Consider the following 25,277-nt stretch of genomic DNA (forward strand, 5'->3'; position numbering starts at 1 on the left):
AACTTGAAGGAGGTTTGGCATGGGCCAGATGATAAGTTTCACCAGGGATGGTGTGGAGGTTTCAGGTTATCTGGCACAGCCTGAGGTTATGGAAAAACAGGCACCTCTCATAATGGTGTTTCATGAATGGTGGGGGCTTGTTCCTCACATAAAGGACGTGTGTGATCGGTTTGCTCGCGAGGGTTTTTACGCCTTCGGTATAGATCTCTATAAGGGAAGGACAGCGGACAATCCCGAAGATGCCGGAAAGCTCATGATGGATCTTATGAAGAACAGACTGGACGAGGCTGAGAGGATGGTGAAAGCCTCTCTCAGTTACTTCAGAGAGCAAGATATAGGATACGTACCACGCACGGGAGAGTTCATGTTCGGAGCTACCGGGTTCTGTTGTGGTGGAACATGCACGTGGTACTTCGGAAGCAAAATAGAAGATTTTAAAGCTCTCGTACCCTTCTACGGGCTTTACTCCCTTGCTCCTATAGATTTTTCTAGAATAAAAGCTCCTGTTCTAGCTATACACGCAGGTAGGGACCAGTTCATTCCCCTGTCGGAAGTTATGGCCGCCGTGGAAGAGTGTAACAAAAATAACGTGGATGCCCAGTTCCTTATCTATTCCGGTGTAGACCACGCCTTCTTTAATGACACAAGGCCAGAGGTTTATCACGAGGAGTACGCTAAGGACGTTTGGGAGAAGACGGTGGCCTTCTTCAACAAACACTTAAGATGAGATGGAAAGACCACCTGTTACTGTTGACACTGGCTCTTCTCGCCGCGCTTTCTTTTTATACGCTGGCTTTACATAAAGGTGAACGACCCGGTGCCATATGGGTTGTTCTTGCTGCTCTTAGCCTATACACTTTGGGTTACAGGTATTACAGCTGGTTTATAGCTTACAGGGTTCTAGGTGTGGATGACAGTAATCCAACACCCGCTCACAGGTACTACAACGGTGTAGATTATGTTCCCACCAACAGATGGGTACTTTTTGGCCATCACTTCGCTTCAATATCGGGAGCTGGTCCTCTGGTAGGTCCTGTATTGGCGGCCCAGATGGGTTATCTGCCGAGCGTACTCTGGATACCCATAGGTGCGGTGATAGCTGGTGCTGTGCAGGATATGACGGTACTCTTTGTTTCTACGCGTATGAAGGGGCGCAGTCTTGGTAGTATAGCCAGAGAGCTCCTGGGTCCTAAGGGAGGGTTCCTCGTCCTCGTGGTGATATACTCCATTCTCGTACTCCTTTTGGCTGTTTTGGCTCTTGTTGTAGTAAAAGCTCTTGCGGAGAGTCCATGGAGTAGCTTCTCTACCTTTATGACCATCCCCATAGCTCTCTTAATGGGTATCTACATGTGGTACATAAGACCCGGTGATGTTGTCACCGCTTCTGTCATAGGAGTTACCCTGCTACTTCTGTCTCTCGTAGGTGGATACTGGATCTATAAACATCCCCTTCTTTCCCAAATGTTTTACTTTTCTGAAGTGCAGCTCTCTTTTGCCATTATGATATACGGCTTCTTTGCCTCTGTCCTTCCCGTATGGCTTCTTTTAGTACCCAGGGACTATCTGAGCACCTTCATGAAGTTGGGAACCGTCATCTTCTTGGCGCTGGTGGTGATTTTGGTAAATCCCACCGTGAAGATGCCACCTCTCACCCAATACGCCTATACGGGAATAGGTCCCGTTTGGCAAGGTAGTCTGTTTCCCTTCCTAATGATCACCATAGCGTGTGGTGCTGTATCGGGCTTTCATTCCTTAGTCTCTTCGGGAACAACACCTAAGCTGTTGGACAAGGAAAGTCACGTAAGGTTGGTAGGTTATGGTGGTATGTTGGGAGAGTCCTTGGTGGCCACCGTGGCCCTCGTGGCAGCTGTCTCTATGGAACCCGGTCTTTACTTTGCCATAAACAGCCCGGCCTCCCTCATAGGTAAAACGGTGGAGGAGGCTTCCAAAGTTATAACTTCCTGGGGTTTTCCTATATCTCCTGATTACCTGCGTTACGTTACTCAACTGGTAGGAGAAGAGACTATTCTTTCCAGAACGGGTGGTGCTCCTGCCTTTGCACTAGGTATGGCCCTTGTTTTAGCTCGCATCACCGGCGAACACCTTCTGGCCTTTTGGTATCACTTTGCGGTACTCTTCGAAGCCATATTCATACTGACCACCATAGACGCAGGGACACGCATAGGTAGGTACATACTTCACGACCTTTTGGGTGTAGCCATACCTTTCTTCAGAGATTACTCCAACAAACTTGGAAACGTCATCACCAGCTTCATAACGGTAAGTCTGTGGGGATACCTCCTCTACGCTGGTGTTGTGGATCCTTACGGCGGTATAAGAAGCCTCTGGCCCCTATTCGGTATATCTAACCAACTTCTGGCTACCGTGGCTCTGAGTATCGTCACCCTTTACCTAGTTAAGAACAACAGGCATAGGTATGCTTGGGTGACCGGTGTACCCGCTATCCTTATGGCCATCAACACTTTAAGTGCAGGTCTCATAAAGGTATTTCATCCCAACGAGAAGATAGGCTTTCTTGCCCATGCTACCACCTTAAGGGAAGCTGTTCTGTCAGGTCTTTTACCTCCCGGTATAAAGTCGGTAAGTGTGGCCCACAGAGTTATCTTTAACGATTATCTCAATGCCTTTCTGGCCTTCTCCTACGTGCTACTGGTAGGTTTGGTGATCCTTTTGATAGTAAAGCATGTGATCAGATCATGGCCAAGAAGCTCCTGATCCTCTCTTCCGACAGGTACGTTTTTGCTTTTCTTCTGGAAGGCTTCGATGTGGTGAAGATGGATATGGAAGATAGGAAAGCTCCTCGGATTTTGGGTAGTATCTTCAAGGGGAAAGTCCTTAGGGTGGTGAAAGGGTTGGAGGGAGCTTTTGTGGACATAGGTTTGGGAAAGGAGGCCTATCTACCTCTCAAGGACCTACAGGTAAAGGTGGGAGACACTCTCCTTGTGCAGGCGGTGAGGGAGGAGGTGGGACAGAAGGGGGTGAGACTTACCGACAAGATCAGGATTCCTGGCAAGTACATAGTTTACTTTCCCTCCCTGGGAGAGATAAGGTGCTCTTCAAAACTGGATAAGGAAGGTAGGTGCAGATGGGTAAGCGTGCTTTCACCTCATCTGGAGGGAGAGGGTGTTATAGTAAGGACGGGATCCGTCTATGCTTCTGAAGAGGAGGTTTTGCAAGAACTGGCTCAGCTTCGTAACCTTTACCGCGAGCTACAGAATAGGGTGAAGAGGTTAAAAAAGCCCAAGATGGTTCTGGAAGAGTACCCTTGCTATAAGAGGTTCATAAGGGACCACTGGCACGAGTTGGAGGAGATATACTGTGATGATCCCGTCCTGTGGAACGACATAGCCTCTTTTCTGGACAGTTTTCATCCTCCTCTCTTAGAACGCAGTGTCTACGTAAGGGATCCCACACCCCTCATAAACAGGTATCACATAAGGGAGCTTTTCAGAAGGCTTTTCAGTAAATACGTTTGGCTTAAAAGCGGAGGGTACATAGTGATAGAGGAAACGGAAGCTATGACCGTTATAGACGTCAACAGCGGAGAACCTTGTGGAAATTCTCAAGAAGAGAGCGCGCTGAGAACCAACTTGGAAGCTGCCAAAGAAATAGCAAAACAGGTGATCCTTAGGAACCTTGGAGGAATAATCATCGTGGACTTTATAGACATGAAGAGACCGGAAAACAGGGAGGCTGTGACAAAAGCTTTAAAAGAAGCTTTTGGTGAAGATGGTTGTAATGTGCAGTTCTATGGTTTTACCCGCCTCGGTCTTTTTGAAATGGTACGTAGAAAAACCAAAGAAAGTTTTCCCCACCTCTTATCTTCATCTTGTCCTGTGTGTGGTGGAAGTGGTAGAATAAAGGCAGAAAACCTTTTCCTCTTTGAGTTGGAGAAGGATCTCAAGTCGGTGGTGGCTTCCAGGATGAGGGTGAGGGTGAGACCTGAGAGGTCTAAGGAAGTGGAGAAACTCCTTGAGAGGTTAGGTGTAAGGAGCGCAGAGGTAGAAGCTACGGAAGATGTAGATTACAATGATTATGAGGTGGAGTATGAAAAATAGGAATCTAATTGGGTTCTTCTTGCTATTACTTCTGTTGGGGAGTTGTGCCAAAGTTACTGAGGAGAAGCGCGCCAAAATAGCACAGGATCTATACTCGGAGGGTATGGCTGCTTACGCCAGTAGGGACTACGGAAAGGCCATAGAGAGACTGAAGGAAGCCTTACGCTATCTGGAGAACCTCACACCTTCTCAGATAAAGGATGCCAAGTATGCCATAGCGGACAGCTACTATATGAAGAAGGACTATGTTAACGCGGTGGTTTACCTTGAGGACTTTGTGGCCAGTTACCCGGGTCTTCCCGAAACGGAGAGAGCTTTTTACCAGTTGGTGGACAGCTACATGAAGGTGGCACCCGATGCTTACAGAGACCAAAGTTACACCCTAAAGGCTCTCGATAAGGCGAGGGAGTTTCTCAGTAAGTATCCATCCAGTCCCTACGCTGATAAGGTAGGCGATCTCATACAGCAAGCCGTTGAAAAACTGGCCAAACACCAGTATCTCATAGCACGCTTTTATGAAGATTACGGTTACTACTACTCTGCAGCCCTACGTTATAGAGACCTTCTCATCAACTACCCCGAACAGATATCGGATGCAGAGGTTTCCTACAGATACATAAGATCTCTGCTTCTTGTTAGGAAACAAGCTGATAAAAGGAAAGAGTACTACCAAGGTCTCATAGAGGATGCTTACAAGAGCCTTGCCGCCGCGCGATCGGAAGATGAAAAACGGGCCATAGGGAAGAGGATTAACTTCCTAAAATCCCAAGTGGAAAGATGGGAGAGAATAGCTGATGAGAGTTATAAAGAAGGTATAAAAGCTCTGCAAAAGTACAGAGAAGTTTACGGAGAAAACAACTATTACAGAGAATTGGAGAAACTCTCTAGAAGATGAAGGATCTTCTGTTAAAGATAAAGAAGCTTTTGGAGGATAAAAAGGCCGAAGACATAGTGATACTGGATGTTTCTTCTTTGACCAATCTGGCTGATTACTTCGTGATAGCTACCGCCAACTCACCCACTCACGCTCGCGCTTTGGCTGACTACCTTGTGGAAGAGCTTGAGAAGATGGGGATAAGACCCGACCATGTGGAAGGCTTAGATTACGCCAATTGGATTCTTGTGGATCTTATAGATATAATAGTACACATATTCCAAAAAGAATGGAGAGAATACTATGATCTTGAATGGTTGTACTCCACAGCCAAGAGGTGGGAAGAATGAAGATCCTTAAGCTGATACTCCTATCCCTCCTGATATTAGTATTCTTAGTATTTACTTTACAGAACTCAGGTTTTGTGGAGATATCTTTTTGGGGTACAAAAGGCTATGTTCCCCTCTTTCTCTTAGTGCTTTCATCAGTAGCGCTCGGCGTCCTATTACCGGCTCTCTATTTTGTACCTAAGGAGTTTTTCTTAAGGAGAAAGCTGTCCTCTCTGGAGGACGTGGCAACTGCTATGAAGACCGGTTTTTACCAGAGAGTGCGTAAGATGTCGGAGGGAAAAGGTGGGGCTGCTTATACCTTTTTCAAGGCGGAGGCCAGTTACAGAATGGAAGACCTGGATGATCTTGTTACCACAGAGGATCCATACGCTCTGGCCCTTGCGGTGAGACTAGGTTATCCTGACAGAGCGATAGACAAACTTTCTGCCTTCCTGGAGGGAGAGACAAAAGACCTCAACCTCCTCAAAGCGTGCAGGGACGCTTTTTTTTCGTTGGGAGATATAGAGAAGGCAGTAGAGGCTCAGAAAAGGGTAGTAGGCCTATGTGAGAGATGGGAGAAGGATCGTCAGAGAGCTATTTTGGCAGAGCTTATGGCTCTGCAGGCTTTAAACACCAATTCCCTCTCTCTTGCAGAGAAGGCTGTTGATACCTACAGGACACCCTACAGTATGGCGGTTTTACTACGGCTCCTTTCCCAATCAGAAAGAACCAAAGACCTCAGAAAAACCTTCGATAAGGTGTTGGAGCTGGGTTTTCAAAATGATGTTCTTTTTATGGTGATGGAAGACGAAAAGACATTGATAAAACTTATGGATGTTTTGAGGGAGGAGTTGGAGGCTTTGGATCCCAACGTTGCCGCTCTATTGTTCCTCAAGCTCAACATGCCCTCTCACGTCGAGAAAGTGAAGGATAAACTGAATCCTACCGTTTCGTTGCTGGCGGATACCTACTTCTCTCACAGAGAACAGGAAAGAAAGTGTGCCACCATACTGCAGGAGCTTTACACACCGTGGGTCTGTGTCTGTGGGAGGGCTTACAGGAGATACAGTCTCATGTGTTCCTCCTGTGGCCGTTGGCTGAAAATAAGATACGTAGGTGGGTATAATAGGTAAAGGGGGTAAAGGATGTTGATAGATACCGAAAGGGGGATCGTAAGACTTAAGGTAGTGTACTACGGACCTGCTATGTCTGGGAAAACCACCAACCTGGAAAAACTGGCTTCTCTGGAAGGTCTTTCTATGACCAAGATAGACACAGCCGGGGAGAGAACGCTGGTTTTTGATTTCGCCACCAAAAAGGTGCCCTTAGGCAAGCTGAATGTGTCCTTCGCTCTCTATACGGTGCCAGGACAAGATATATACAGAGATATGAGACTCACTGTGCTCAAAGGTGTAGACGGACTGGTGTTTGTGGCGGACTCCAGCGCCAAAAGACTGGAGGAAAACAAAAGGTTTTTGGAGCTCCTCAGGATGGACCTACCGAGGGTAGGAAAAACTTACGGACAGGTTCCTATTGTCATTCAGTACAACAAGATGGATCTTCCGGACGCGCTGGATTACTACCTGTTGGAGAGGGAACTTAACGTAGATAGATGGTCTTCTGTGTGTGCTTCCGCCATAAGGGGGGAAGGTGTCAGAGAGACTTTTGATCTTCTGGAAGGACTGCTTTTGGCCAGACTGGAAAGATTGATGGGATGATATCCGGATATATAAGTTCTCGTCAAGATCTGGTGGATCTGGTAAATGGTTGCCTTCTGGGAAAGAATGGTACGTTAGATCTTTTTATGGGAGGAAGATACATATCCCTTCGCTTGGAGATGGGGAACATAACCGCCTTCTGGGATCAAGAGATACAGCAACTCTTTCCCGAAGAATCAAGACCTTCTTCCCTTCTTCTGTACCGTCTTCTAGAGATGCTGGAAGACCCTCAAGGCTTTTTTACCTTCAGGGAAGAAACCTCTTCTACCTGGACACCTTTGGAGAGACCTATTTCGGTAGATGAGCTAGTCCTTCAGCTACAGGCTCTGAGAGAGGAGTTTAAAGCCCTAATGCAGATAGTGATGACACCTCTCGCTGTAGTGAAGGTGGATAAACCTTTTGAGGATATGAACCGTTACGAAGGTAGGAGTGTACTTCACATACTTCTGACATCTCATACAGACCTACTCAGTGGTATAAGAAAACTCAGGGAGCTCTTTGGGGGAGGATATCTGGACATACACCAGTTTTACAGCCCCGAAGTAGAAAGCTCTTCGCCCCATCTGGAGTATGTTCTTAAGGACGTGGAGGTGAGTAAAGTCAACCTCTTTACCCTTATGGAGAGTTTGAGACTCAGTAAGTTCAGTGGACTGCTCATTATGAGATCTTCTGACGGGGAGTACAACCTCTACTACAGAAAGGGAAAACCGGTGGCTCTGTATCCTTACTCGTCAGACCTGATGGAGGTGTTACTGAATCCTGACGGAGAGATGAGGATCACCGTTATAGGTATGGAGGATTCTATCCTGGAGATATTCATGTTGAGAGAGGTTCAGGATCCTTTGGTGAAGGGTTTAGAGGATGAGTTGGTGGAGTTGGGAAAGGTTTTTATGGGAATGAGCAGAAAGGGTTATACAGGTCTCGTGGTGGTCCATTCCGCCGGGAAGAAGTACTATAACCTGTACAGAAAGGGGACGTTAACGGGCGTACTAGTGGAGGAGGGTGGTGTGCTAAGTTGGTCACACGCCCCTCTGTACTCAAGACCCTTTTGGGTAGAGATAGTACAGTACCAGTCTGTGGAGAATCTATTCTTTGTGGTACACCTCTTCCTTATAAATCTTCTGTACGGGGTTCTCCTCAGGAGAGGGCCAGCTCTGAGTCAAACCATACTGACACACCTCGCCTCCTCAGATCTTCTGATGCATCGCGAGGGAAACATCCTTTACAGACGTGCTCCGAAAGAGGAGGAAAAGGAGGTGGCGGGGTTCCTTACCTTTCTGCTGGAGTTGGGCCACAGGGTACTGGGGCAGGAACGTTTGGAGGAAGAACTGGAGGTCTCCCTACGTCCTTATAGGGATGTTCTGAAACTTCTCGATGTAGAGGAGTACTTAAGATTGGTAAAATGATTATGCCATGCGTTGGAGTAGATACTTTTGGTATACCTCCAAAGATGATCCTGCCGATGTGGAAGCCCCATCCCATAAGTATTTGGTAAAGGGTGGGTTTATAAAACAGATAGCCTCTGGTGTATACCAATACACTCCTCCTGCTCTTAGAGTGCTGCGCAAGATAGAGAGTATAGTAAGAAAAGAGATGGACAGAACAGGTGCACAGGAGGTTCTCTTGACGGTTCTCAACCCTGCAGAGCTCTGGCGCGAAACGGGAAGGTGGGACCTGTACGGTAGAGAACTCTTCACCCTTAAGGATAGACATGGTAGAGATTACTGTCTGGGACCTACCCATGAGGAGGAAGTAACAGATCTCTTCAGAAGTTACGTAACTTCTTATCGACAGCTGCCTTTGATTCTTTACCAGATACAGGTCAAGTTCAGGGATGAAAAGAGGCCAAGATTTGGTCTCATCAGAGCCCGTGAGTTTATTATGAAGGATGCTTACTCTTTTGATTTAGATGAGTTTTCAGCCATTATGTCCTACGAAGCTATGAAGTTTGCCTACGACAGGATCTTTAAGAAGATGCGACTGAAGACTTTGATGGTGGAAGCAAGTGTAGGAGCTATAGGTGGTAAGAGCTCTCACGAGTTTGTAGTTTTAACCGATTACGGTGAGGCACGTGTGGCCTACTGTGAAAACTGTTCTTACGCAGCCAACGCAGAGATAGTGCCATTGGGTAAGGGTAAGGAAGAAGATGAACCGGAGATGCCTTTGCAAAAGGTGGCCACACCCGGAGTTTCTACCATAGAGGAGCTCTCACGTTTTCTAAAGGTCCCTCCCCGTAAGATCCTCAAAGGACTTCTTTACGTGGTGGAGGAAAAAGAGCCTCTACTGGTCTTCATAAGGGGGGACAGGCAGGTGGATGAGAACAAACTGGAGGCTATCTTAGGTACCGACAATTTCCGCCTGGCAAAGGATGAGGAGATAAAGGAAATACTGGGTACCGTAAGGGGTTTCGTGGGACCTTTGTCTCTGAAGAATAACGTAAGGGTTCTGTGGGATAACTCCCTTTACGGTGTGAAGAACATGGTGGTGGCCATCAACGAACCTGATGTACATTACGTAAACGCCAATCCCGGTAGAGACTTCCATTACGGTGATATGGTAGATGTCTGTCAGGTGGAGGAAGGAGACCCGTGTCCCAAGTGTGGTGCACCCTTAAAGGTGAACAGGGGACTGGAGGTGGGTCATATCTTCCTGCTGGGTACCCGTTACTCGGAACCTATGAAGGCTTTCGTGAAGGATTCTGAGGGTAAGGATGTTCCTGTGGTGATGGGGTGCTACGGTATAGGTATCAGTAGATGTATGTCTGCTATAGTGGAACAGCACCATGACGAAAAGGGAATAAAGTGGCCCACTCCTGTGGCTCCCTTTGAACTTGATATAGTATGTGTCAACATATCCGACGAAGAACAGAGAGCGGTGGCGGAAAAACTCTACACCACTGCCCAGGAGATGGGTGTAGAGGTCCTTTACGACGATAGAGATGAAAGTCCGGGTTCCAAGTTTGCAGACGCAGATCTTTGCGGTTTTCCCTACAGGATAGTGGTGGGTAAAAAGGTTAAGGAGGGAAAGGTGGAGGTACAGAGCAGACACACAGGTGAGCGTTGGGATGCACCCATAGAGGAGGCGGTAGGACAAGTGAAAGAGCTTATTCACCAAGAGAAGTTATGACAGACAGACTTTACTGGTGGCTCAGACTCAGGGCGGTAAGGGGGCTCGGAGAGAGAAGTATAAAGAAGCTCTTCCTCAGGTGGGGTGATCCCGAAGTTATCTTTAAGGCTTCTTGGGAGGAGTTGTCCCTCTGTGTAGGTCCTGCCAAAGCTGAGGCCATAAGGAGAGGTTCCCTATCCTTCGATCCTGAAAAGGTACTCTCCTTGGTGGATAAGGAGGGTATCAGAGGTGTAACCCTCGGAGATCCTCTCTACCCCAAGCTGCTAGCACAGATAGATGATCCACCTCCCGTTATCTTCTACATTGGAGAGCTAAAGCCCTTCGAAGGTATAGGTGTGGTGGGAACGAGAAATCCGCATCCTTACAGTCTAAAGTTCACTCACCGTTTGGTAGAGAAGATTCTCGAGGCAGGTTACGCCGTTGTTTCGGGTGGTGCGAGAGGTATAGACCAGCAGGCTCATCACTCCTGCCTTGATATGGGAGGTTACACTCTGTGCTTTGCCGGTATGGGTGTTTTGAAGGCTGCAGAGGTTCTGAAAAGCTTGGTAAAAAAAGGGGCTGTACTCCTTTCTGAGCTACTCCCTCACGAAGGTGCAGATATACACACTTACCCAAGAAGAAACAGGCTTATAAGTGGTTCTTCCCATATGCTGGTGGTGGTAGAAGCGGGTGAGACATCAGGTGCCCTCATAACCGCAAAAACAGCCCATGTTCAAAGAAGGCCGGTTTGGGCACACGTAGGTTATGGATTCAGTGAGCGTTGGAGAGGATGCATAAAGCTGGTGAACGAAGGAATGGCAAAGCTGCTAGCCGCTCCGGAGGATCTACTACTGGAAGGAAGTAAACCTGTCAAACATACAGATCCCCTCCTAAGTCTCCTTGAACTGCCACGCACATTGGAAGATCTGGTTAGTCTCACTGGAGAAGATCCTGTCAAGATTCTTCAACAGCTTACCCTGTATGAGATGAGGGGATTGGTAACCAAACAGGGAGCCTATTACATGCTTACCTAATGGGGACGCTCTGCGGTTGGGACCGTTGCGGCACAGGTCTCTCGGCCAAAGGTCTGCAGGAAACGGTGTTTACTACAAAGGGTTCTCCCCCTGTGGTGATGCATCCATAAGCGTCATACCTGACACACTCATCAGTCTCCGCTATTATCAATCTCTTCCTCTCCGGTTCAAAGCTTATCTTACAGCGGCCACACACCTGAGGAACAAGGGCACCGGGTGATACCAAACTCTTACAGGACTCCACGTTCTCTATTATGACGGTCCTGAGGGTTCTTCTGTACAGACCTTCTTCACCTGTTCTTACTACACCGCATGAAGAGATACCAAACACCAGTATACTCAGGATAACACTCCTCATACCAGCGCCTCCTTCAGTGTTCTTAGTAACTCCTCTAACCTCTTTTCCTCCTCCAAATATTCTTCCAGCATCTGCCTTGTCCTCTCCACTTCTTCCGGTGGTGCCTTTGTGAGAAACCTCTCGTTGGAGAGGCGCTCCCTAAACTGGGATATGAGTTTTTTAGTTTCCTGAAGTTTCTTGGTGTAAGAGTTTATAAGCTCATCCACCTTTATATCCTCTGAGGCGGATACGTAAAACTCCAGATCCTTTGAGAACTTGGCTACCGTTTTGGGTGGTCTGCTGGAGACTTTTATAAGCTCTTCCACTCGGGCGAGAGCCTTTATGTAACGCTCCATCTCCCTCACCAACTCCTCTGACTCCTCTCCTCGGTAGTACACCTTTATCTTTCTGGAGGGCTCTATTCTGAGGTCGCTCCTGAGGGAACGTATAGAGGTTATTATCTCCTTTAACCTCTCTATCTTCTCTTTGGCTTCTGGAAAGATCTCCTGAGGGTTAAAAACAGGATACTCTGCCAAAGCAAGAAACTCCTTATGGGCCGTAGGTAGATGTCTCCAAAGCTCCTCTGTTATGAAAGGCATGAAGGGATGAAGGAGTCTAAGTACTGTGTCCAGCACACGCAGGAGGGTAGCCTGAGCGGTTAGCTTCTCTCCTTTTACAGAAGGGTCTTCCCCTTCAGCGTAAAGTCTTATCTTGGACATCTCTATGTACCAATCACAGAACTCGGACCACACAAAGTCGTATATCTTTTGACAAGCCCGAGAAAAGTCATAACGCTCTAACGCTTCGTTAACCTCTTTCACCGTTTCGTTAAGGAGAGTAGTTATCCAGAGATCTTCCCATCTGGGAGGTGCACACATGGGAAGGTTAGCCAGAAGGTCCTCTTGCAGGTTCATGAGAACAAACCTGGCAGCATTCCACAACTTGTTGGCAAAGTGTTTGTATCCCTCGAATCTCTTTTCGGAGAGCTTTATGTCTCTACCCTGTTGGGTGAGGATACTGAGGGTGAATCTCAACGCATCCGCACCGTACTTCTCTATTATGTCGAGGGGGTCTATCACGTTACCTTTAGTTTTGGACATCTTCTGTCCCTTTTCGTCTCTCACAAGGGCATGTATGTAAACATCCCTGAAAGGTATGTCCTTCATAAAGTGCATACCCATCATCACCATACGTGCAACCCAGAAGAAGATTATGTCAAAACCTGTTACCAGAAGGTCCGTGGGGTAAAGTTCACTAAGATCCTTTGTCTTTTCTGGATACCCCCATACGCCGAAGGGCCAGAGGGCAGAAGAAAACCATGTATCCAGAACGTCTTCCTCCCACCTTAGGTTCTCGGACCCACATCTCTTACAGCGAAGCACGAACCTGAACTTCTTAGTGGAAGGATTGTACCTGTATCTGTTCCTCTTCTCCGTAAGTATGGCCATAGGGTTTGCATCTTGTGTAAAGAAGAGTCTCAGAGCGTTAGGGCTCATGTCCATAGTGTGCGGCCAGTTAAACACGTACTGGCGATAGAAATCCAGAACCGTCATATGGGGATGTACGAAGTGGGGTGCAGAGAGAAGGGCGTGTACCTCCTCAGGTGTAAACTCTTCCGGTAATTTACCATCCGCTATGAGGTTAAAGATGATCTTGTCGTATATTCTGTCAAAATCTTCGTCGGTGAATATGTTCTCCTCACCGCAGTCCTGACAGTACCAAACGGGTATCCTGTGGCCCCACCATATCTGCCTGGATATACACCAGTCTTTCAGGTTCTCTATCCACTGTAGGTATATCTTTTCCCAATTTTCCGGTACGAACCTTATCTTTTTTCTCTCTCTTTGGGATATTTTCTTTCTCTCTGTCTCTATCCTGAAGGATCCGTGTAGAGGTTCCACCTTAGCCTCCCCATTCCCCAAAGGAGTTTTTTCCGAATCTTTCATCATAATAAGCTGACCTTTCTCCAGCAGCAGTAAAACCGGCCCTTCTTTCTTTTCCTGCCCTGTCTCCCGAATTATGTAGAAGCTTCCGGATATCTTGATTAAGAGATCCGCTTGCCTGTAAGCATCGGCCTTACCTCTGGCATCCTCCAGTAGGTCTTCCCTACCCTCTGGTAAGTAGATGTAAGCTATCTCACCTTCTTTTCTCCCCACCAAAAAATCCACCCCTTCGTCGGCGTGTACCACAAGGATGGTCCTTCCTTCTTGTTCTAAACGAAGGTTAAAACCCAGCTTGCTAGTTTTCACTATCTGAGAGTAGAACTCCTTGTCTTTCACTTCCTCGTATCCTCTGACGGCGGCCAAAGCCTTCTCCTTGATGACAGGATCACTGGTTTTGAGAAACCATTGGACAGATACCATGGGTTCTATGACCGTTTTGCATCGGTAGCATCTTCCTACCGCATGTTGGTGTTCCTCTACTTTTTCCAACAGCCCTAGCTCCTTGAGTCGTTGGATTACAGCTTCTCTGGCTTCGTATCTGTCCATACCCATAAAGGGTCCGGCGTTCTCGTTCATTCTGGCCTTTTCATCCATAACCTTAACGAAGGGAAGCTGATGGGTCCTACCTATCTCAAAATCAAGGGGATCATGAGCGGGTGTTATTTTGACAGCACCTGTCCCAAAGTCGGGTTTTACCCTTTCGTCCGCCACGATGGGGATAACAGCCTTTACAAGGTTACCCCTGATATCTTTTCTCTCCCACTCTACCAAAGGGAGACGCACCTTCTTACCTACCAGCTCCCTGTAACGCTCATCGTCAGGGTGGACAGCCACTGCCGTGTCTCCCAGCATAGTTTCCGGTCTTGTGGTGGCCACCGTTATGTAGCCAGATCCGTCCTCCAGAGGATACCTTATGTAGTAAAGCTTGCCATCCTCCTCCTCGTGCTCTACTTCTAAATCTGATAATGCGGTAAGGTCACTGGGACACCAGTTCACTATGTACTCACCTCTGTATATGAGGCCCTCCTCGTACAACTTCCTGAAGGCGTACCTCACGAGGCGCGAAAACCCCTCGTCCAACGTAAACCTCTCCCTCCTCCAGTCCACACTGGCACCCATTCTTATCAGCTGATTCTTTATGCTGTCACGGGAGATAGGAACCCACTCCCAAACCTTTTTTAGGAACTCCTCCCTTCCTATCTGAAAGCGACTCTTTCCCTCTTGTTGAAGCTGTCTGTCCACTACATACTGAGTGGCTATACCTGCGTGATCAAATCCGGGCACCCATACCACTCTCTTCCCTCTCATTCTGTTCCATCGGCACAGCACATCCTGAAGAGTCACGTTCAGAGCATGGCCCATGTGAAGGGATCCTGTCACGTTGGGAGGGGGTATGACCACCGAAAACCTCTGTGAGGACTCTGTGTCAGAACTGAAGATCTTACTCTCTACGTACTCTTTGGCTATCCTCTCTTCTATACTCCTATGGTCATACTCTCTCAGCTCCATAGATGAGTTATTTTAACTATAATATGTGATAGTGGGGGTCGTATGGAGGATCTTCTGCTTACCGAGATCCTGTACAAGGCGGTAAAACTTAACGCCTCAGACGTGCACATAACGGCGGGCAGCAGACCGGCACTGCGTATAGATGGTAAGATAACACCTCTGGCAGAGTACCCTGTCCTGACACCAGAGCAGACACAGAGGATGGCCTATTCGGTGATGTCGGAAAAGCACAGAAAGACTCTCGAAGAGAAGGGGCAGGTGGACTTCTCCTTCGGTATAAAGGACATAGGTAGATTTAGATCCAACGTGTTTTTCCAAAGAGGATCAGTGGCGGCTGTTTTCAGAAGACTTCCCAACAAGATAATGAGTGTAAAAGAGCTTGGTCTCTCAGAGAAGGTGCTTCAGCTCTGTCACCTCAGTATGGGACTTGTTTTGGTGACAGGACCAACGGGTAGCGGTAAGACCACCACACTGGCCAGCCTAATAAACTACATAAACGAGAACTTCCCCTATCACATAATCACCATAGAGGACCCTATAGAGTACGTTTTCCAGCACAGAAAGAGCATAGTGAATCAAAGAGAGATAGGCGAGGATGTGCAGGACTTTGCACAGGCACTGAGAGCAGCTCTCCGTGAAGACCCAGACGTTATCTTGGTAGGTGAGATGCGAGACCTTGAGACGGTGGAGATAGCCCTTCGTGCTGCCGAAACGGGACACCTGGTCTTTGCCACACTTCACACCAACACAGCCATATCCACCATAACACGTATCATCGACATCTTTCCCCCCGAGCAACAGGAACAGATAAGGGTTCAGCTTTCCTTCGTGTTACAGGGTGTTATATCTCAGAGATTACTTCCTAAAATAGGGGGTGGTAGGGTTCTTGCCTACGAACTACTTATCCCCAACGTCGCCATACGGAACCTCATAAGGGAAAACAAACTACAGCAGGTTTACTCTCTTATGCAGAGCGGACAGGCAGAGACAGGTATGCAGACCATGAATCAGTCCCTTTACAAACTCTACAGGTCTGGTCTCATAACTCTTGAAGATGCTTACAGGTACTCCCCCGATGTGAAAGAGTTGGAGATGATGTTGAAGAGGGCCAGCTGATGGCACGTTTCCGATACAGGGCTTACGACGAGAAAGGCAACGTTATAGAGAGGGAGGTGGTTTACCCCAGTCAGGAGGTACTCCTCAGCGAGTTACAAAGTCAAGGGATATATGTAGTGGAACTGGAGGTTCTGGAAGAGGAGGAGAAGAAGAAGGAGGAAAAGCCTTCCTTTTCCTTCAGAAGGAGGGTAAGTGATAGAGATATTTCCATATTCTGCAGACAGTTGGGAACAATGGTTCAAGCTGGTGTGCCTTTGGTGGAAGCACTGAACGTTATAGCGGAACAGATGCCTGACAGAAGACTATCGGAAGCCTCTCAGGAAGTGGCCCGTATGATAAGCGAAGGTATGTCGGTGTCAGCTGCCATGAGGAAGTTCCCCCATGTGTTCCCAGAACTTGTGGTAAACCTGATGCTGGTAGGTGAGGAAACCGGTAAGATAGACGTTGCTCTTTTGAAAGCTTCCGAGTATTACGAGAAGATGGCCACCATAAAGGGTAAGATCAAGAGTGCCTCCTTTTACCCCACTTTCGTGGTGATAGTTGCTGTAACGATAGTGTCCGGAATCCTTTACTTTCTGGTTCCTACCTTTGCCCAGATATACTCCTCCCTAGGTGGAGAACTACCACTCCCTACCCAGATGTTGATAGCTGCCTCCAACGCTCTCAGAAACAACCTGCCTCTGATTCTCATATTCCTGATAGGATCTGCTTTGGTCTTTCGTTATCTTTACACCACCAACTATGGCTTTCGCAGGAGTGTCCATGCCTTCATGTTGAGAATACCCAAGATGGGCTCGCTCTTTCAGAAAAGTGCGATGGCTCAGTTTGCACGTACTATGGCTACCCTTTTCTCCAGCGGTGTGGCCTTAGAGCGCAGTTTTGAGATCTCTAAACAAGTGGTAGGAAACACCATCATAAAGGAGGCTTTAGAGGCTGCAGGTAAAGGTGTGGTGGAAGGACAGCCTATGTACAGAGCGTTAGAGAAAACAGGTGTTTTCCCCAAGTTGGTGGTGGCTATGGTGAGGGTGGGTGAGGACACAGGTAAGCTGGATCAGATGCTGGAGACCATAGCCCGTTTTTACGAAGATGAGGTAGACAGAACTGTGGATGGCCTTATAAAGCTTATAGAACCCATGCTCATAGTTTTCATAGGGGGTGCGGTGGGTCTTATTCTGATAGCTCTCTACATGCCTATCTTCAAGCTGGGAGAACTTATCAAGTAGTGTTGCATTCTAGGCGCAGGCGCCTATATTAGATGAACATCCATTCATGGAGGTCTGTTATGGTAAGGGAGCTACTGCTGGCTCACGGGAATGGCGGTGAAGAAACGTGGACCATCATAAAGGATCTGTTTCTCAAATACTTGGATGATCCTATACTTTCAAAACTTGAGGACGCAGCAGTTGTTCCCTTAGAAGGCCACATCGCTGTTACCACAGATGCCTTTACCGTTAGTCCCATCTTTTTCAGGGGTGGAGACATAGGAAAGCTGGCCGTATGTGGTACCGTCAACGATCTTGCCGCTATGGGTGCAAGGCCTATGTATATGACGGTGAGTTTCATACTGGAGGAAGGGATGTCTTTGGAAGATCTGGAGACTGTTGTTAGGAGTATGGGGGATACGGCCCGTAGTTTAGGTGTACGAGTGGTGGCGGGAGACACAAAGGTTGTGCCAAAGGGAACTGCCGATGGTGTCTTCATTGTCAGCACCGGTATAGGACGCGTTGTGTATCCCGGCCTCTCTTCCCACAACGTAAGGGATGGTGATATTATCATCGTCACAGGTACAATAGGTGATCACGGGGCATGCATACTTGCCGCCAGAGAGGGACTGGATTTCGAAACCCATCTGGAAAGTGACTGTGCTCCTCTCTGGGATATGGTGGAGGCTCTGTTGAAAGAAGGGGTGGAGATTCACGCTATGAGGGACCCTACTCGTGGTGGCCTCTCAGCTGTGTTACACGAATGGGCACGTGCCAGTGGTGTTTCCTTTGTGGTGGATGAACAGAGCGTACCTGTAAGGGAAGAGGTGAGGGGGCTGTGTGAGTTCCTGGGTCTAGAACCCTATCATCTTGCCTGCGAAGGTAGGATGGTGCTGGCTGTGGCGGAGGAGTCTGCTGAGAGGGTGTTGGAGATACTGCGGCAACATCCATTGGGTACCAATGCAGCCGTGATAGGAAGGGCTCAGAAAGGTAAGCCTCAGGTTCTTTTAAGAACAGCTTACGGCACTCATCGTTTTCTTGAACCTCCCATGGGTGAACTTTTACCGAGGATATGCTGACATGCATGAGATGTCTATAGTTCAAAACTTACTCCAGTTGGTGGAGATGTATGCGGAGAGGGAAGGTGCAAAAGATGTGAGGAGGATAGAGGTGGTGGTAGGGGTTCTGTCCGGTGTGGAGCCTCATCTTCTCAGAATAGCTTTCGACACTTTTAAGGAAGGAACTGTGGCACAGAATGCTCAGTTAGATTTGGTGGTGGAAAAACTACGCCTGTGGTGTAACTCCTGCAACACCCAGGTGGAGAAAGAGGAGTTGGATATGATCTGCCCTCTGTGTGGTTCCGTTGATACACGTGTGGTGGGTGGTGATGAGTTACTTTTAAAAAGTATCGAGATGGAGGTGTAAGGTATGTGTCTTTCTATACCTTCCAAAGTGGTGGAGATACGAGAGGATAACACTGCGGTGGTGGAGGTTTTCGGTGTAAGGCGTGTGGTCTCTTTGGAGCTCATGCAAGAAGAGGTGCATGTGGGGGACTGGCTTCTGATACACGTGGGGTTTGCTATCAATAAACTGAGTGAGGAGGAGGCTCTTCAGAGTCTGGAGCTCTTCGAAGAGATCCTTAAAGAGGAGGAAGAACTATGGCAACAGCCAGAGATGTAATAGAGTCTTACAGAGATACAGAGAAGATTAAGCTTTACGAGAGGGCGATAAAGAGGGCTGTTGAGTCATTAGGAAGGGAAGTGAGGATAATGGAGTTCTGTGGAGGACACACCCACGCTATTATGAAGTATGGAATAGATCAGTTACTGGAGGGTTACGTCAGGTTCATACATGGCCCCGGCTGTCCCGTCTGTGTTCTTCCTACCGGAAGAGTAGATATGGCCATAGAGTTGGCAAGAAACCCAGAGGTTATTCTGTGTACTTACGGTGATGTGTTGCGCGTACCCGGGTCCCAGAGAAAGAGCCTTCTAAACGTAAGGGCAGAGGGAGGAGATGTTCGTATGCTTTACTCTTGTCTGGACGCCCTCAGGATAGCTGAGGAAAACCCTTCAAAGCAGGTGATCTTCTTCGCTATAGGATTCGAAACCACTACACCCCAGACAGCTGTACTCCTTATGAAAGCCAAAGAGAGGGGTTTAAAGAACCTCACGGTGGTTAGTAACCACGTTATAACTCCTGCAGCTATACAGCACATACTGAACGCACCTGAAATCCGTGAGATAGGGAAAGTTCGTATAGATGCCTTCATAGGACCGGGACACGTCAGTGTGATTATAGGTAGCAAACCTTACGAGTACTTTGCTGAGGAATTTCTGAAGCCTGTGGTGATTTCGGGATTTGAGCCTTTGGACATCATGCAGTCCGTTTACATGATCGTCAGACAGTTGCGGGAAAAAAGGGCTCAAGTGGAGGTTCAGTACACACGTTTTGTGAGTAGAGAAGGTAACGTTAAAGCTCAGAAGTTGGTGGCAGAGGTGTTTGAACTGAGGAAAGAGTTTGAGTGGAGAGGTCTGGGTGTGGTACCCTACAGCTCCCTGAAGATAAAGAAGGATTATGCCCAGTACGATGCAGAAAGGCGCTTCCTTGTCTCACTTCCACCGCCGAAGGAGCATCCCGCCTGTATCTGCCCGAAGGTGATAAGAGGTGTAGCTGTACCTACCGAGTGTAAACTTTTTGGAACGGTGTGTACACCGTCCAACCCCATAGGATCCTGTATGGTATCCTCGGAAGGTGCATGCGCGGCCTATTACAAGTACAGACACGGGGGTCACTGATGCGTATACTTTTTTACTGTCACAGGTTTAACTCCCTCTCCCAACGTCTTTACTGCGAGTTGGTAGACAGGGGACACGAGGTGTCTATAGAACTGGACGTACATCCAGATCTGATGATAGAGGCTGCGGAGCTTTATCAACCAGATCTTATAATAGCTCCCTTTCTGAAAAGAAAGGTACCTAAGGAGGTGTACGAGAACTATCTCACGCTGATAATACATCCTGGTCCACCCGGTGACAGAGGGCCATCTGCCCTTGACTGGGCTATTCTCAGGAGAGAAAGAAGGTGGGGTGTCACCCTTTTGGAAGCTACGGAGGAGTACGATGCGGGTGATGTGTGGGCTTACAGAACCTTCTCCATGAGGCCTGCCAGGAAGTCCAGCCTATACAGAAACGAAGTGACAGAGGGTGCGGTGGAGTGTGTGTTACAAGCCGTAACCATGTTGGAGGAGGGGAAAGTAACCAAAAAACCTCAGGAGTACGGTGTGTGGAATCCAAAGGTAGAGGTGGAGTGGAGGCGTATAAACTGGGAGAAGGACAACACGGAAAGTGTGTTAACAAAGGTCTACGCCAGTGACGGACATCCAGGAGCACCGGCAGAACTCTTTGGAAGAGAGTTTCTCCTCTACAACGCCTTTCCCGAGAGCAAACTCAGAGGTGAGCCAGGAAGGATACTGGCGGTGAGGGATGAGGCTGTTTGTATTGCAACAACCGACGGCGCTGTATGGATAACTCACATGAGAGAAAAGAAAAGAGATTCCATCAAACTGCCATCTGTAAGGGTTTTAGAACCCTTCCTGAGGGATGTTAAGGAGGATCCCATCGAACCCTGGGAAGATACAGAAGGAGAAACTTACAGAGAGATACTTTACGAAGAGGAAAAGGGTGTAGGATACATACACTTTCCTTTCTACAACGGTGCTATGTCTACCGAGCAGTGTGAGAGACTTCTTAAGGTAATAAAGTACGCCAAGAAAAGGCCTATAAAAGCGCTCGTTCTTTTAGGTGGCGAGGACTTCTTTTCCAACGGGATGAACCTCAACACCATAGAGCAAGCGGAGAGTCCTGCCGATGAGTCGTGGCGGAACATAAACGCTATGGACGACGTATGCGAGGAGATCCTTACAGCCCTGGATATACTAACTGTTGCAGGACTGCGCGGTAATGCAGGTGCAGGGGGGGTATTCCTGGCCCTTACGTGCGATTGGGTCTTTGCACGGGATGGCGTTGTTTTAAACCCCCATTACAAAAACATAGGTAATCTTTACGGTTCTGAGTTTTGGACCTATACCCTTCCCAAACGTGTCGGTTGGGAGAAAGGAAGGCAGATCATGGAGAACAGGATGCCCATAAGTGCGAAGAGAGCAGCCCAGCTAGGGTTGATAGACGGCGTCCTTGGAAAGGATCATTCAGAGTTCTTAGGTCAACTGAAAGATCTGGTGACGAACTTTGTCCATTCCGAAGCTTACCATCCTTTTATAGAAAGAAAGAGAAGAGAGAGACTAACCGATTGGTCTCAGAAACCCCTCTCTTCATACAGAACGGAGGAGTTGGAAAGGATGAAGATAAACTTCTACGGTTTTGACACCAGCTATCACATAGCACGTTACTACTTCGTAAGGAGAATACTACCTTTCCGTACACCTCCTTACCTAGCCATTCACAGAAGGCTCAGCACTTAACGCCCTCCACAGGTTTTCCGTAAGTTCATCCACATAGTCCATCAGAGGCTTGTCCAACACACCCTCGTTGTTGAGGAACACCATACCTCCCAAAGGACCCATTACGGTGGTAAAGGCGGTGAAGAAACTCTGATTTCTGAAAACACCCTTCTCCACACCGTCACTTACCAATACCATGATTTCTGTCACTACATCTCCTACGCACGTAAACCCCTCACACCCTTCTCTAAACACCTCTCTGTTGACCAAAAACACCCTCAGAAAGTAGTTAATAAGTTCAGGTTCCTTCAAAGCTATCTCAAAAAAACTCCTGACGAGCTCTCTGAGCTTCTCTTTAAAGGGAATATTTTTCTCGTTTATAACCTTTATCCTCTCTCCTACGATACGAGAAGTGGTGAGCATTATCTCCTTTGCCAGTTCTTCTTTGGACTCAAAGTAGTTGTAAAGGTTTCCTACGCTCATACCCAGAGCCTGGGCTATGTCAGGTATGGTGGTGTTGTAATATCCCTTCTCCGCAAAGAGCTTACAGGCAGTCCTTATTATCCGCATTCTATTCCTTTCTTTAAGTGCTTGTCTTGGCATATTTTTAATTTTAACTTACAGGGAATGGAAATGCCACTGGGATCCTGAGTGAGTGTGCATGAACCCTGCTTCCAGAAGCAGAGATGTGTCTTTGAGGAAGTTCTCTGGAGCACCGTCGTAGAGTAATCTCCCGTGGGGTGATAATACCACCAGTCTGTTTCCTAGTTCAGGTGCGAGGGATATGTGGTGAGTGGATATCACGCATGTAGCTTCAGTTTTCTGTATGATCTCTATAAGACGTCCCACCGATGGAAGGTCCATATGGGCTGTAGGTTCGTCCAGCAGAAGAATCTGGGGCTCTGCTGCCAACACACTGGCGAGGGCTACCCTCTGTTTCTGTCCTCCACTCAGTTTGTAAGGTGGAAGAGAAACAAGATCCTCTATAGCTAACTCCTTCAGCCAGTACATCACTTTTTCCTTTACTTCACTTTCTTTCAGGCCCTTTTTACGTAAAGAGTAAGCCACTTCATCGTAGACGGTGGGGTTGAAGAGCATAACGTCCGGATTCTGAAAAAGCATAATGCTTTCCTTCCTTATATCCTTTATAGCGTCCTTCAGCTTCTTCCCTTTATAGAGAAATTCTCCAGAACTAGGATATATAAGAGCGTTGAGGAGTTTCAAGAGGGTTGTCTTTCCACTGCCATTTATTCCCAAAAGGACTACTTTTTCCCCCTTACCGATCTTTAAACTTATATCCTTTATAGCGATCCTATCTTGGTATTTAACGCTCACTTCTTTAAGTTCCATCATCTTCTATAACCCCCCTCGAGCGCATGGCCTGGTGTACTTCCTCAGAAAGTCTCAGAGAAAGGTGGAAAAAGTATCCGCTCATGGAGAGAATAAGATTCTTTCTATCTCTCCAACTGTCCTTACCCATACTTCTGGAAATGTAAGCCTGGAAGAACTCCTCCATAGTTCTTTTGTAAAACTGAACATAGGTAAGTGTTACAGCTATGAGCATAGTGAGATCTCGCGAAAAGTCAAACACTTTGAGTAGATTTATGCGACTCATCACAGAGGAGCAGATCCATAAGATACAAAAACTCCGGGCAGGTAACAGTATCGTTGCATGAAAGTCCGGTGTTCCTTTTACATACTGAAGTACCGTGTAGGGAAGTACGAGGAGTAAGGAGAAAAGGGCAGAGTATACGGGGATCTTTAGCACCGGTGTGTTTTTAAGGGAAGCTATGAGAAACAGGGCCATAGTTCCCAAAAGGATCCTTATGTCGGACACGAAGGAGATACCCACTATGAGTCCACAGCATAACAAAAAGAGGACTTTATCCCTCATACTTTACCCTCCGGATTATCAACAAGGTGTAGAGGCTTTCCAGTAGGCCAGCCAACGCATGGGGAACTATAAGGGCGGGTAAGGTGACACTAAGGGGATAAGGGAAGTAAAGGGGCTGTCCCGACGCAGACCTGAAGAGGATAGGATGTATTCCTAAAACAAGACCTATCAGTATCGCTGGAACGAGTACAGAAAGGTAAGCACTTATCAGTACAGCCGGAGTGTCTCCCCACATCTTCTGGATGATTCTGTGAACATGGTAGGCCGTTTGCCCTCCTATAAACCCCATAGCTAAGAGGTTTATGGGTAGTGTAGTGACTCCCCCCACACCCAAGAGGAAGGCTTGCAGAAATAGGATGATGGTGGTGCATACAAAAGCTACCGCAGGTCCCATGAGAATAGACATAACCGCTATACCCTCCAAGTGTACGCTGGTACCACCAGGTAGAGGTAAAGTTATGGACATAAGTGAGAAGGAAAAGGCGGAAAGAAGAGCTAAGAGGGGCATACTCTTACTTCCCACCCTCTTTTTAAACTCCTTCATATACTTGATAAAGAGGGTTATACTGACACCGTAAGCGGGTACATATACGTGAGGAGCAACGAAACCATCCGGTATGTGCATTCCATCCCTCCTAAAAGAGGTAGCTGAGAGTTAGAATAAGGCGGTACTTCTCCTTTCCTTCAGCACCCTGCTGCTGATTCTCTTCGTTGAGTCTCTTCCAAAGGGGAACTTTTAGACCTACACCCATGGACGTACTTTTGTAGTAAAGCCTTGTACCCAGAACCCCGTAAATTATCTTACCACCAGAGCCTTCAAGTTTCACGCCATCTTCTTTATCCCTCTGGTTGTATTGAAAGTTAGCCTCTAAGAGCAAGTCTGCACGGAACTTCTTTTCCATATTTGTGTATAGTCTGTAGGCTAACGCTGCGTTGAATCTGAATTCATCACCAAACTTATACTTTTTTCTAGGTGAATCAGGAGTATCTCTAAAGTTATAAGTATGCTCCAGGAACTTTAGGTAGTTGGTGTCAAAAACTAAGGTAAGGGCTGGAAAGCTAACCAACTGTTTTGTAGAAGTAAACCCAACGGTAAAGGCAGGTTTTCCAAAACCAGTGGACATATCAGGTTCAAACTCACCTTTTGGATCCCTTGCTCTATCGTACTTGTTAGGGTTTCCGGTAGGTATAGATACACCTCCGTATATGGTAAAATGCCAGTCCATAAGGTCGTCAAGACTTTCGTTCTTAGGGATCAGCTTAAAACCTCTATCGTACTTAAAACCCAACACAGCCATAAGGGATATATCCGCAAATCCAGAGTTGGTATAGGAGTACTGTCCTTTTGTGGGGTCGTTGTCTATGGACTTGAGTTCAGTCTTTACATAATAAGGGGTAAAAAGGTAAACAGAAAGCCAAGGTTTCAATCCGTAGCCTATACCGTACGTGAAAAAGTTGTAGGTATCTTTCTGGTCTGGGAACTCCTGAAAAGAGAACTTTTTCCACCTCACATGATCCAACTTTACATAAAAGAGCCAACTACCTTCAGGCAGAGTTGCTGAACTTGATGTTTCTAAGGGGGCTCCAGGACCTTCAAGGCCGGCAGCACCCAACGTAGCAACTCCGTGATGAGCCAAAGCGGTACCACATGTGAGGAACATCAAGAGGGTCTTTCTCACGA

At 47.4% G+C, this 25,277-nt stretch carries 24 protein-coding genes; 17 read left to right on the top strand and 7 right to left on the bottom strand.

Annotation, left to right across the window (positions count from 1 at the left end; all coding sequences use genetic code 11):
- Positions 1 to 28: 28 nt before the first annotated feature.
- Genes THAL_RS05235 through THAL_RS05280 form a run of 10 tightly spaced genes read left to right on the top strand, consistent with a single transcriptional unit; the run spans position 29 to position 11,139 of the window.
- Positions 29 to 727, top strand: coding sequence for a dienelactone hydrolase family protein (locus THAL_RS05235; protein WP_245522231.1), 699 nt, complete (start codon positions 29 to 31; stop codon positions 725 to 727).
- Entirely contained in the window at positions 724 to 2,736 is a 2,013-nt protein-coding gene (locus THAL_RS05240) for a carbon starvation CstA family protein (RefSeq protein WP_012992066.1), read from the top strand. Before THAL_RS05235 ends, THAL_RS05240 begins: the two co-directional genes overlap by 4 nt.
- A complete protein-coding gene (locus tag THAL_RS05245) occupies positions 2,718 to 4,079 on the top strand; it encodes an Rne/Rng family ribonuclease (RefSeq protein ID WP_012992067.1) in 1,362 nt (453 codons plus the stop codon). Before THAL_RS05240 ends, THAL_RS05245 begins: the two co-directional genes overlap by 19 nt.
- Positions 4,069 to 4,974: an outer membrane protein assembly factor BamD gene (locus THAL_RS05250; protein WP_012992068.1), complete on the top strand. Its 906-nt coding sequence runs from the start codon at positions 4,069 to 4,071 to the stop codon at positions 4,972 to 4,974. The genes THAL_RS05245 and THAL_RS05250 overlap by 11 nt, the downstream gene beginning before the upstream one ends.
- Entirely contained in the window at positions 4,971 to 5,303 is a 333-nt protein-coding gene (rsfS, locus tag THAL_RS05255; RefSeq protein ID WP_012992069.1) for a ribosome silencing factor, read from the top strand. The genes THAL_RS05250 and rsfS overlap by 4 nt, the downstream gene beginning before the upstream one ends.
- On the top strand, positions 5,300 to 6,415 hold the full coding sequence (locus THAL_RS05260; RefSeq protein ID WP_012992070.1) for a LapA family protein: 1,116 nt from the start codon (positions 5,300 to 5,302) through the stop codon (positions 6,413 to 6,415). Before rsfS ends, THAL_RS05260 begins: the two co-directional genes overlap by 4 nt.
- 12 nt (positions 6,416 to 6,427) lie before the next feature.
- The gene (locus THAL_RS05265) at positions 6,428 to 7,000 is read left to right on the top strand and encodes a GTP-binding protein (protein WP_012992071.1); all 573 of its coding nucleotides are present in this window, start codon (positions 6,428 to 6,430) and stop codon (positions 6,998 to 7,000) included.
- On the top strand, positions 6,997 to 8,406 hold the full coding sequence (locus THAL_RS05270; RefSeq protein ID WP_012992072.1) for a hypothetical protein: 1,410 nt from the start codon (positions 6,997 to 6,999) through the stop codon (positions 8,404 to 8,406). Before THAL_RS05265 ends, THAL_RS05270 begins: the two co-directional genes overlap by 4 nt.
- Positions 8,407 to 8,413: 7 nt before the next feature.
- The gene (locus THAL_RS05275) at positions 8,414 to 10,126 is read left to right on the top strand and encodes a proline--tRNA ligase (protein ID WP_012992073.1); all 1,713 of its coding nucleotides are present in this window, start codon (positions 8,414 to 8,416) and stop codon (positions 10,124 to 10,126) included.
- Positions 10,123 to 11,139: a DNA-processing protein DprA gene (locus THAL_RS05280; RefSeq protein WP_012992074.1), complete on the top strand. Its 1,017-nt coding sequence runs from the start codon at positions 10,123 to 10,125 to the stop codon at positions 11,137 to 11,139. The genes THAL_RS05275 and THAL_RS05280 overlap by 4 nt, the downstream gene beginning before the upstream one ends.
- Here THAL_RS05280 and THAL_RS05285 read toward each other — a convergent pair.
- Both THAL_RS05285 and THAL_RS08565 read right to left on the bottom strand, forming a co-directional pair.
- The gene (locus tag THAL_RS05285; RefSeq protein WP_012992075.1) at positions 11,132 to 11,497 is read right to left on the bottom strand and encodes a hypothetical protein; all 366 of its coding nucleotides are present in this window, start codon (positions 11,495 to 11,497) and stop codon (positions 11,132 to 11,134) included. The genes THAL_RS05280 and THAL_RS05285 overlap by 8 nt on opposite strands.
- A complete protein-coding gene (locus THAL_RS08565) occupies positions 11,494 to 14,928 on the bottom strand; it encodes a valine--tRNA ligase (RefSeq protein WP_012992076.1) in 3,435 nt (1,144 codons plus the stop codon). The genes THAL_RS05285 and THAL_RS08565 overlap by 4 nt, the downstream gene beginning before the upstream one ends.
- Before the next feature lie 42 nt (positions 14,929 to 14,970).
- Between THAL_RS08565 and THAL_RS05295 the strand changes: the two genes are divergently transcribed.
- Genes THAL_RS05295 through THAL_RS05325 form a run of 7 tightly spaced genes read left to right on the top strand, consistent with a single transcriptional unit; the run spans position 14,971 to position 21,723 of the window.
- Positions 14,971 to 16,044: a type IV pilus twitching motility protein PilT gene (locus THAL_RS05295; protein WP_012992077.1), complete on the top strand. Its 1,074-nt coding sequence runs from the start codon at positions 14,971 to 14,973 to the stop codon at positions 16,042 to 16,044.
- Positions 16,044 to 17,267, top strand: coding sequence for a type II secretion system F family protein (locus THAL_RS05300; RefSeq protein WP_012992078.1), 1,224 nt, complete (start codon positions 16,044 to 16,046; stop codon positions 17,265 to 17,267). The genes THAL_RS05295 and THAL_RS05300 overlap by 1 nt, the downstream gene beginning before the upstream one ends.
- Before the next feature lie 59 nt (positions 17,268 to 17,326).
- Entirely contained in the window at positions 17,327 to 18,325 is a 999-nt protein-coding gene (gene hypE, locus THAL_RS05305) for a hydrogenase expression/formation protein HypE (protein ID WP_012992079.1), read from the top strand.
- A 1-nt stretch (position 18,326) separates the two neighbouring features.
- Positions 18,327 to 18,671, top strand: a complete 345-nt coding sequence (hypA, locus tag THAL_RS05310; protein WP_012992080.1) for a hydrogenase maturation nickel metallochaperone HypA — start codon at positions 18,327 to 18,329, stop codon at positions 18,669 to 18,671.
- Between the two features lie 3 nt (positions 18,672 to 18,674).
- On the top strand, positions 18,675 to 18,926 hold the full coding sequence (locus tag THAL_RS05315) for a HypC/HybG/HupF family hydrogenase formation chaperone (protein ID WP_012992081.1): 252 nt from the start codon (positions 18,675 to 18,677) through the stop codon (positions 18,924 to 18,926).
- Positions 18,905 to 20,041 carry a hydrogenase formation protein HypD gene (hypD, locus tag THAL_RS05320; RefSeq protein WP_012992082.1) on the top strand — a complete coding sequence of 379 codons (1,137 nt, stop codon included), beginning with the start codon at positions 18,905 to 18,907 and terminating at the stop codon, positions 20,039 to 20,041. Before THAL_RS05315 ends, hypD begins: the two co-directional genes overlap by 22 nt.
- Positions 20,041 to 21,723, top strand: a complete 1,683-nt coding sequence (locus THAL_RS05325; RefSeq protein WP_012992083.1) for a hydrogenase maturation protein — start codon at positions 20,041 to 20,043, stop codon at positions 21,721 to 21,723. Before hypD ends, THAL_RS05325 begins: the two co-directional genes overlap by 1 nt.
- On the opposite strand, the gene THAL_RS05330 is transcribed toward THAL_RS05325, so the two are convergent.
- The 5 genes from THAL_RS05330 to THAL_RS05350 are packed head-to-tail and all read right to left on the bottom strand — an operon-like array spanning position 21,694 to position 25,275.
- The gene (locus tag THAL_RS05330; protein ID WP_012992084.1) at positions 21,694 to 22,305 is read right to left on the bottom strand and encodes a TetR/AcrR family transcriptional regulator; all 612 of its coding nucleotides are present in this window, start codon (positions 22,303 to 22,305) and stop codon (positions 21,694 to 21,696) included. The genes THAL_RS05325 and THAL_RS05330 overlap by 30 nt on opposite strands.
- Before the next feature lie 15 nt (positions 22,306 to 22,320).
- On the bottom strand, positions 22,321 to 23,055 hold the full coding sequence (locus tag THAL_RS05335) for an energy-coupling factor ABC transporter ATP-binding protein (RefSeq protein WP_012992085.1): 735 nt from the start codon (positions 23,053 to 23,055) through the stop codon (positions 22,321 to 22,323).
- Positions 23,042 to 23,596 (bottom strand): energy-coupling factor transporter transmembrane component T family protein, encoded by a 555-nt coding sequence (locus THAL_RS05340; protein WP_012992086.1) that lies wholly within the window; start codon positions 23,594 to 23,596, stop codon positions 23,042 to 23,044. Before THAL_RS05340 ends, THAL_RS05335 begins: the two co-directional genes overlap by 14 nt.
- Complete coding sequence (locus THAL_RS05345) at positions 23,586 to 24,221, bottom strand: energy-coupling factor ABC transporter permease (protein ID WP_012992087.1); 636 nt, start codon at positions 24,219 to 24,221, stop codon at positions 23,586 to 23,588. Before THAL_RS05345 ends, THAL_RS05340 begins: the two co-directional genes overlap by 11 nt.
- Positions 24,222 to 24,231: 10 nt before the next feature.
- The gene (locus THAL_RS05350) at positions 24,232 to 25,275 is read right to left on the bottom strand and encodes a transporter (RefSeq protein ID WP_012992088.1); all 1,044 of its coding nucleotides are present in this window, start codon (positions 25,273 to 25,275) and stop codon (positions 24,232 to 24,234) included.
- Positions 25,276 to 25,277: the final 2 nt, after the last annotated feature.

This window comes from Thermocrinis albus DSM 14484, from assembly GCF_000025605.1.
In the GTDB taxonomy this organism is placed as follows: Bacteria; Aquificota; Aquificia; order Aquificales; family Aquificaceae; genus Thermocrinis; species Thermocrinis albus.